Genomic DNA, 8030 nt, shown 5'->3' with positions numbered 1-8030 from the left:
CCGTGAGCCGTTTCGTGCCCACCCTCGGGCGTGTCTGCTCCCACGGATTCCAGAGCGGCAGGCTGAGGAAGCACCCGCCGGTGGGTCTGCGATCTCGTGTTCAACGTGGCCATCAAAACGCACCTCCTTGAGCTGACGGCCAGGGCTGGTCAACGCGGGGCTTCAAAGCGCGTTACCGCGCCTCAAGCCCCCTCCTTCAGGAGGGGGTCGTTGACCGCATCGCCTCCTTGACTCCGCACCCCGGGGGGGTAGGTCCATCCCGAGGCGCGCGAAACCGGCCTCGCCTACGCGGGACGGTGCGCCTCGGGACCGAACCCGTTCAGATCTTCGCTGCCCCTAGGGGCGGCGCGGGAACCTGCCGAAGTCGGGGGCGCGCTTCTCCTTGAACGCGTCGCGGCCCTCCTGTGCCTCCTCGCTCATGTAGTAGAGCAGGGTGGCGTCGCCGGCGAACTGCTGCATCCCGGCGGCACCGTCGGTCACCGCGTTCAGCGCGCCCTTGAGCATGCGCAGTGCCAGCGGCGACTTCTCCAGCATCTCCCTGGCCCATCTGACCGTCTCGGCCTCAAGCTCGGCGAGCGGAACGACCGCGTTGACCAGGCCCCAGTTCAGGGCGGTCTGCGCGTCGTACTGGCGGCAGAGGTACCAGATCTCGCGGGCCCGCTTCAGGCCCACGGTCTCGGCCAGCAGCCAGGAGCCGTAGCCGCCGTCGAAGGAACCGACCTTGGGACCGGTCTGGCCGAAGACCGCGTTGTCGGCGGCGATGGACAGGTCGCAGCACACGTGCAGCACGTGGCCGCCGCCGATGGCGTAACCGGCGATCATCGCGATGACCGGCTTGGGGCAGCGGCGGATCTGGACCTGCAGGTCCAGAACGTTGAGCCTGCCCACGTGCGGAGTGGACTTGTCGACGTAGCCGTCGTCACCGCGGATCTTCTGGTCGCCGCCGGAGCAGAAGGCCCTGTCGCCCGCACCGGTGAAGATGATCACACCGACCTCGGAGTCCTCCTGAGCGGCGTTGAAGGCCTCCTTGAGCTCGAAGAGCGTGGTCGGACGGAACGCGTTGTGCCGCTCCGGACGGTTGATCGTGATCTTGGCGATGCCCTCGCCGGTCTCGTAGACGATGTCCTCGTACTGGCCGGACCTCTTCCAGTCGACCGCACCGTCCCGCTCGGGAGTCGTCTCCGCCGCCACCTGCTCGTTCGCGCCCGGCTCGACTCTCTCCGTGCCCACGATTGCTTCGCCCCCTCCGCTGTGCCGGGGCCGTCCCCGGCCGTTGTCCGGCTTTCGGCACTAACCTTACGACTGTGATGACCATTCCTGTGCACGAGGAGTGGCTTTCCGTGCAACGAGAACTGCATGCCGTGGTGTCCGCGGCGGGTCCGGAGCTGTTCCGGGCCGTCGGCTCGGCACTGGACGGCCAGGGCCCGGCCATCCTGCCCCTCTCCCCCTCCCTGCCCGCCCCCGCACTGCGGGCGACGCTGGAGGCGCTGCGCCCGACCCACGTCGACGGGGTCCGCCGCGAGGACGGCGTCGGCGTGCCCGCCGAGGTGGCGGTGGTCATCGCCACCAGCGGTTCGACCGGCACTCCGAAGGGCGTGCAACTGTCGGCCGAGGCGCTGAGGGCTTCGGCGTCGGCCTCGCTGCGGCGCCTGGGCGCGGAGGCGAGCGAGCGCTGGCTCTGCTGCCTGCCCCCCTCCCACGTGTCCGGCCTGCAGGTTCTGGTCAGGTCGCTACTGGGCGGGACCGAGCCGATCACGCACGAGGGGTTCTCCCCCGAGGCGGTGCTCGCCAGCGGTGCGGACCATGTCTCGCTGGTGCCCACCCAGCTGCGCCGCCTGCTCCACGCGGATCTGTCGGTGTTCAAGACGATCCTGCTCGGCGGTGCCGCCGCTCCCCCCGACCTGCTCGACGCGGCCCGCGCGGCCGGCGCACGGGTGGTCACCACGTACGGCATGAGCGAGACCTGCGGCGGGTGCGTCTACGACGGCGAGCCCCTCGACGGGGTGGGCGTCGGCATCGGCGGCGACGGCCGGATCCGCCTGAGCGGGCCGGTGCTGTTCTCCGGCTACCGGCTCCAACGCGGCCTCACCGAGGCCGTGCGCGACGGTGACTGGTTCCTCACCTCGGATCTGGGCACCCTGGACGACGGGCGGCTGCGCGTGCTGGGGCGGGCCGACGACGTCATCAACACCGGGGGCGAGAAGGTCGTCGCCGCGGCGGTGGCCGCCGCGGTGGCCGAGCATCCCGCGATCATCGACGCCGCCGTGGTCGGCCGCCCCGATCCCGAGTGGGGCGAGCGGGTGGTGGCCTTCGTCGTTTCGCAGGCCCCGCCGTCCCTGGCCGAGTTGCGCGCCTTCACCAAGGAGCGGCTACCTGCCTACGCGGCCCCCGCCGAGCTGATCGTAATGACCGAAATACCGCTTTTGGCCAACGGCAAGCCGGACCTGGAAACTCTCCGTTATGGTCGTGACCGGGAACCGTGAAGACGCTGTCACACGTCCAAGGGATAGCCGAAGCAGGAGGACAATCTCGATGAACGTCACCCGGAAGACATGGGTCTCGGCTGGAATCGTGAGCCTGGTCCTGGCCGGTGGCATCTCCGTCACGGCGGCCGCCGCGGCGGGAGGCATCGGGAAGACCGGGAGAACATCGGGCGAGCCGGTGCCGGTCGCTCCGCACGACCCCGCCCCGTCCTCGCCCTGGGGCGGCCCGCCCTCGCAGGTGCCGTCGCCGACGGCACCGCCCCCGTCCTCGGAGGGCTATGTGATCTCCGAGAAGGTCAACCCGGATCCGGAGAAGGTCGTCGGCTACTGGACGGAGCACCGCATGGAGGAGGCCGAACCCTTCCCGATGCCCATGGTCGAGGGCCCTCTGGACGTGATCGAGGATTCCTCGGACGTGACCGAATAGGGCCGTACCAGGCACTCATACGCGGGTGGATCGCCGAGAGGACGGTCCACCCATCATATTTTCCGAGTCAAGTCGGGAACAGAAAGTTCTTGGCTGTGGTTATTGGTACTGGTGCGCCGAGCGGCCCCAGACCGCCCCACCCGACGACTGAAAACCGTAATCAGACGACTCCGTGATGGAGGAGGTGTCCTCATGCCCCCGACCGCCGTGGCGGCCTCATCTGAAGCCCCGACGACCCTCGAACAGCTCATTGACCGAGGGCGAGTTCAGGGCCACCTTTCACTCGCGGAGCTGCGTCACGCCTTCGCCGAGGCGGGCATCAGCCCCACCGAGGGCAGGGCGATCCTGCGAGAGCTCACCGAGGCCGGCGTCAGCCTGGCCGCTGAGAACGAGCCAGTGCTCTCCCCTGCCACCGCCAAGGCGGCGAAGACCACCACCCGCAAGAGCACCGCCCGCAAGGCGAAGCCCGCACCCGCGAAGAAGGCGTCGGCCAAGACCGAGGCCGTGGCCAAGGCCAAGGCCAAGGACGCCGCGGTGGAGGCGGACGACGAGTGGAACCCCCCGGAGGAGCCGGAGGCCGAGACGGAGACCGAGTCGACCTTTGACCTGGACGACCACTCCTCCGTGATGGGCGACTCCGTGCACACCTATCTGAAGTCGATCGGCCGTCGCACTCTGCTCACCGCCGCCCAGGAGGTCGAGCTGGCCAAGCGCATCGAGGCCGGCCTGTACGCCGAGTCCAAGCTGGAGGCCGAGCCGGGCCTGTCCACGGTCATGCGCGACGACCTGGAGTGGATCGCCGAGGACGGCCGCCGGGCCAAGGACCACATGCTGGAGGCCAACCTCCGCCTGGTCGTCTCCGTGGCGAAGAAGTACACGGACCGGGGCATGGCCCTGCTCGACGTGGTCCAGGAGGGCAACCTCGGCCTGATCCGCGCGGTGGAGAAGTTCGACTACACCAAGGGCTACAAGTTCTCCACCTACGCCATGTGGTGGATCCGCCAGGCCATCCAGCGCGGCTTCGCCGACTCGGCCCGCACCATCAGGCTGCCGGTGCACGTGCTGGAGATGCTCTCCAAGCTGTCGCGCATCGAGCGCGACATGCACCAGCGCCTGGGCCGCGAGCCCACGCCGGACGAGCTTGCCGTGGAGCTGGACAAGACTCCCGACCAGATCGAGGAGCTGCTGCGCACCAGCCGCCAGCCGATCAGCCTCAACGCCACCATCGGCGAGGACGGCGAGACCACCATCGGTGACCTCATCGAGGACATCGACTCGCCCGAGGCCTCGGAGGTCGTCGACCGCCAGCTGCTGGGCGAGCAGTTGCGCGGTGTGCTCGGCAACCTCTCCCCACGGGAAGCCAAGATCATGGCTTTGCGCTTCGGCCTCATCGACGGTAAGCCCCACACTCTCGACGAGATCGGCAAGCACCTCGGCCTGACCCGCGAGCGCATCCGCCAGCTGGAGAAGGAGTCGCTCTCCAAGCTCCGCCACCCCAGCAACACACGCCCGCTGCTCGACTGGGCCAGCTGACCCGCCTCGAAGGGCGCCCCCGCGAGACCTCCCGGTCCGTGAGGGCGCCCTTCGCCGTCTCCCGGACCGCCGCGAGGGCCCTCGCGACCCCGAGGATCGCACGGGGCCGCGAAGGGTCCGGCGCTCAGCCGCCCATCGCGCTGACAAGGCTCCTGGGGCGCATGTCGGTCCAGGAGCCTTCGACGTAGGCCAGGCACCCGGCGCGGGAGTCCTCACCGTGGGCGACCTCCCAGCCCCCGGGGACGTCGGCGAACGCGGGCCACAGCGAGTGCTGCCCCTCCGCGTTCACCAGCACCAGGAACGGCGCGCTCTCGTCGTCGAACGGATTGGTCATCGAATACCTCCAGCGGGGAACATCCCGGGCAGCTGGCCCGGAGATCGGAATCGTGTGCCCCTCTCAGGGAGGGGAGGCGAGCGACGCGCACGGAGGTCACCTGCCGGATGGACACGTGACGACCGTCGCTCCCCTCCCGGATCCAGGCATCCGGGGGCGCGGATGAAGGATCACTCGGCACTCTCGGAGGAAGACCTGGCCACGGCGCCGAACGAGTGACCGGAGAGACCCCTGAGACAGGTTTTAATTAGGCAAGCCTCACCTAAGATTCCCCTTATTGACGCCGACGTCAAGAGGCATATCATCATGACCAGATCACCTTCCACGCCCACCTGACCCACCCCTGACACACGGTGCAAGTGAGGTAAGGCTAACCTAAACATTTTAGTGAGGTGTATGTGACCAACAGGCAAGACCATCCCGGCCTCCCCGGGGCGGTGGCCCTTGTCACGGGCGCCGCGGGAGGCATCGGAGCCGCCGTCGCGACGGCTCTCGCCCGTGCCGGGATGATCGTGGCCGGAGTCGATGTGCGCGACGAGCCCTGGGAGAGCCGGCCAGAGCCGATCGCCCGCCACCTGGCCGATGTCAGGGACCCCGGCCAGGTTGACGCCGTCGTCAGCAGGGTCGAGAACGAACTGGGACCGATCGGCGTCCTGGTCAACGTCGCGGGCGTGCTGCGTACCGGCGCGGTGACCGATCTGAGCACCGATGACTGGGAGCACGTGTTCGCGGTGAACGCCGGCGGGGTCTTCCACGCCGTCCGCGCCGTGACCCGCCGCATGATCCCCCGCGGTCGCGGGACGGTCGTCACCGTGGCCTCCAACGCCGCGGGCGTGCCGCGCGTCGGCATGGCGGCATACGCGGCCTCCAAGGCCGCCGCGGTCATGTTCACCCGATGCGCCGGACTGGAACTCGCCCGCCACGGCATCCGCTGCAACGTGGTCTCGCCCGGATCGACGGACACCGCGATGCAGGCGGGGCTCGACCCCCGCAGCGTGCTTGAGGGAGATCCGTCCTCCTACCGCGTGGGCATTCCGCTGGGCCGGCTGGCCGATCCCTCGGACATCGCCGAGGCGGTGCTGTTCCTCGCCTCGGACCGTGCCCGGCACATCACCATGCAAGACCTGTACGTGGACGGCGGCGCCACGCTCCGGGCATGAAATCCCCCGAAAGGTCAGCTTTGACTATCGCATACGAGGCGGTCAGCGCCACCGAGCTTCTCGACGAGTACCGGCCAGGCTCCTCATCGATCTTCTCCTCTCCCCGGCACACCCTCCTCGCCGGAGGCGTCGCCGCCGTGCTGCCCCCCGTGCGCACCCTGCGGGAACTGGCCCAGAGCGTACGCGGGCACGGCGACCTGATCCTCGGTGCGGTCCCGTTCGACGACCCCGCCTCGGCGCACCTGGTCACTCCCCTGCGCACCCGCTGGGCCGACCCCTTCCTGCCCGGCGAGCCGCCACGCAGGGAGAGCACGCGGCCATGGCGGATCACCCCCGTCCCCACACCCGCGGGCCACCTGGAAGGCGTCCGGCGGGTACTGGAACTGCTCCGCACCGGATCGGTGGAGAAGGTGGTGCTGGCCAGGTCCCTGGAGCTGACGAGGCCCGAGCCCGCCGACGTCGCCTCGATGGTCCGGCGCCTGGCGGTGCGCGATCCGCACGGCCACGTCTTCGCCATCGACCTGCCGGGCGGACGGACCCTGGTGGGCGCCAGCCCGGAACTACTGGTCTCCAGGGACGGTCCCGCCGTCGTCGCCAACCCGCTGGCCGGCTCGGCCGCGCGCAGCGCCGACCCCGCCGAGGACCGCCGCCGTGCGGCGGCACTTCTCTGCTCGGCCAAGGACCAGCATGAACACGCGGTCGTGGTCCAGGCCGTGGCCGCCGCGCTCGCCCCACACTGCCGGGCACTGAGCGTCCCGTCCGAGCCGTCACTGATCTGCACCTCGACCATGTGGCACCTGTCCAGCAGGATCACCGGCCGGCTCGCCGACCCCCGGACCACCGCGCTCGACCTGGCCGTCGCCCTGCACCCGACCCCCGCGGTCTGCGGCACCCCCACCGCCGCGGCGCGCGCCGCGATCACCGGTATCGAACCCTTCGACCGGGGCTTCTACAGCGGCATGGTCGGCTGGTGCGACACCTCGGGCAACGGCGAGTGGGCGGTGGCGATCCGCTGCGCCGAGGTGACCGGCGCGGGCATCCGGCTGTTCGCCGGCGGCGGGATCGTGGCGGGCTCGGTCCCCGAAGAGGAACTGGCCGAAACCTCCGCCAAGTTCCGCACCCTCCTGCACGCCCTCGGCCTGGACCTGGATGCCGACCCCCGCCCCGGAGAGAGACCGGAGACGTGACGGGGTCGACCGGGCCGCCCGGCGCCGGTCATCCGGCCGCGCCGAAGACCCTCCTTCCGCGGCGGGGCCGGCCGCAGGCGAGATCCCCGACCGGCTCCCGCTCGCGAAGACCCAGCCGAACCACCACCGCCCGAACCACCACCGCCAAGGCCCACAGGACGTACTCACGCCCCCGGCGACCCCCCGTACACGCCGGGACGCCGAGCACAAGGTAAGAAGGAGAGGCAGCCGTGGCCATACCAACCATCACCCCCTATCCGATGCCCCGTGAGGACGAGATGCCGGTCAACCGCGTCTCCTGGACACCGGACGCCCGCCGGGCGGTGCTGCTCGTCCACGACATGCAGAACTACTTCGTCAACGCGTTCGCGCCGGGAACCTCGCCGATCGTGGAGCTGGTCTCGGCGATCATCGGTCTCCGCGAGACGGCCTGGCAGCTCGGTGTCCCGGTGGTCTACTCGGCCCAGCCGGGCGGACAGACCTCGGCACAGCGTGGCCTGCTGGAGGACTTCTGGGGAGCAGGAGTGGGTGCCGACCCCGGCGCCCAGGAGATCGTCACCGCGCTCGCCCCAGGTCCGGCCGACATCCGGCTCACCAAATGGCGCTACAGCGCCTTCCACCGCACCCCGCTCCGTGATCTGCTCGCCGAGCAGGGCCGCGACCAGCTCATCGTCACCGGTATCTACGCCCATATCGGCTGCCTGATGACGGCCTGCGATGCCTTCATGGGGGACGTGGAGGTGTTCTTCGTCGCCGACGGGGTGGCCGACTTCTCCGCCGAACACCACAGGATGGCCCAGACCTACGCGGCCGAGCGGTGCGCGGCGGTCCTGGCCGCCGTTCACGTCCGGCGGCTGCTCACCGCCTCCGCCGCGCACGCCGCCCGCTGAGCCGGGCGGTGCGCCC

General features: G+C 70.1%; 8 protein-coding genes. 6 read left to right on the top strand and 2 right to left on the bottom strand.

The features are described from left to right. Positions 1–336: 336 nt before the first annotated feature. On the bottom strand, positions 337–1191 hold the full coding sequence (gene menB, locus ABZU75_RS44020; RefSeq protein WP_343978451.1) for a 1,4-dihydroxy-2-naphthoyl-CoA synthase: 855 nt from the start codon (positions 1189–1191) through the stop codon (positions 337–339). Positions 1192–1307: 116 nt separating this feature from the next. Here menB and ABZU75_RS44015 point away from each other — a divergent pair, with 116 nt between their 5' ends. The 3 genes from ABZU75_RS44015 (at position 1308) to ABZU75_RS44005 (ending at position 4443) form a co-directional block, all read left to right on the top strand. Further along, the gene (locus ABZU75_RS44015; protein WP_355568673.1) at positions 1308–2483 is read left to right on the top strand and encodes an AMP-binding protein; all 1176 of its coding nucleotides are present in this window, start codon (positions 1308–1310) and stop codon (positions 2481–2483) included. Positions 2484–2532: 49 nt separating this feature from the next. After that, the gene (locus tag ABZU75_RS44010; RefSeq protein WP_355568670.1) at positions 2533–2910 is read left to right on the top strand and encodes a hypothetical protein; all 378 of its coding nucleotides are present in this window, start codon (positions 2533–2535) and stop codon (positions 2908–2910) included. Between the two features lie 192 nt (positions 2911–3102). Further along, positions 3103–4443: an RNA polymerase sigma factor gene (locus tag ABZU75_RS44005; RefSeq protein WP_355568667.1), complete on the top strand. Its 1341-nt coding sequence runs from the start codon at positions 3103–3105 to the stop codon at positions 4441–4443. Between the two features lie 124 nt (positions 4444–4567). On the opposite strand, the gene ABZU75_RS44000 is transcribed toward ABZU75_RS44005, so the two are convergent. Beyond that, positions 4568–4777, bottom strand: a complete 210-nt coding sequence (locus ABZU75_RS44000; protein ID WP_350960138.1) for an MbtH family protein — start codon at positions 4775–4777, stop codon at positions 4568–4570. A gap of 398 nt (positions 4778–5175) precedes the next feature. On the opposite strand from ABZU75_RS44000, the gene ABZU75_RS43995 reads away from it, so the two are divergent. The 3 genes from ABZU75_RS43995 (at position 5176) to ABZU75_RS43985 (ending at position 8014) form a co-directional block, all read left to right on the top strand. After that, positions 5176–5937, top strand: coding sequence for a 2,3-dihydro-2,3-dihydroxybenzoate dehydrogenase (locus tag ABZU75_RS43995; RefSeq protein WP_350929026.1), 762 nt, complete (start codon positions 5176–5178; stop codon positions 5935–5937). Between the two features lie 20 nt (positions 5938–5957). After that, positions 5958–7124: an isochorismate synthase gene (locus ABZU75_RS43990; protein WP_350960132.1), complete on the top strand. Its 1167-nt coding sequence runs from the start codon at positions 5958–5960 to the stop codon at positions 7122–7124. 230 nt (positions 7125–7354) lie between these two features. Next, complete coding sequence (locus ABZU75_RS43985) at positions 7355–8014, top strand: isochorismatase family protein (protein WP_350929022.1); 660 nt, start codon at positions 7355–7357, stop codon at positions 8012–8014. Positions 8015–8030: the final 16 nt, after the last annotated feature.

The sequence above is a fragment of the Streptosporangium sp. NPDC005286 genome (genome assembly GCF_040607515.1).
Taxonomy (GTDB): Bacteria; Actinomycetota; Actinomycetes; order Streptosporangiales; family Streptosporangiaceae; genus Streptosporangium.
Note: the sequence above shows the minus strand (reverse complement) of the source record. Positions and strands in the feature narration are given on the sequence as shown.

Excerpts from the sequence above, each read along its gene's own strand:
- ABZU75_RS44015 (WP_355568673.1), top strand. The coding sequence starts at position 1,308 with ATGACCATTCCTGTGCACGAGGAGTGGCTTTCCGTGCAACGAGAACTG.
- ABZU75_RS44010 (WP_355568670.1), top strand. The coding sequence starts at position 2,533 with ATGAACGTCACCCGGAAGACATGGGTCTCGGCTGGAATCGTGAGCCTG.
- ABZU75_RS44005 (WP_355568667.1), top strand. The coding sequence starts at position 3,103 with ATGCCCCCGACCGCCGTGGCGGCCTCATCTGAAGCCCCGACGACCCTC.
- ABZU75_RS44000 (WP_350960138.1), bottom strand. The coding sequence starts at position 4,777 with ATGACCAATCCGTTCGACGACGAGAGCGCGCCGTTCCTGGTGCTGGTG.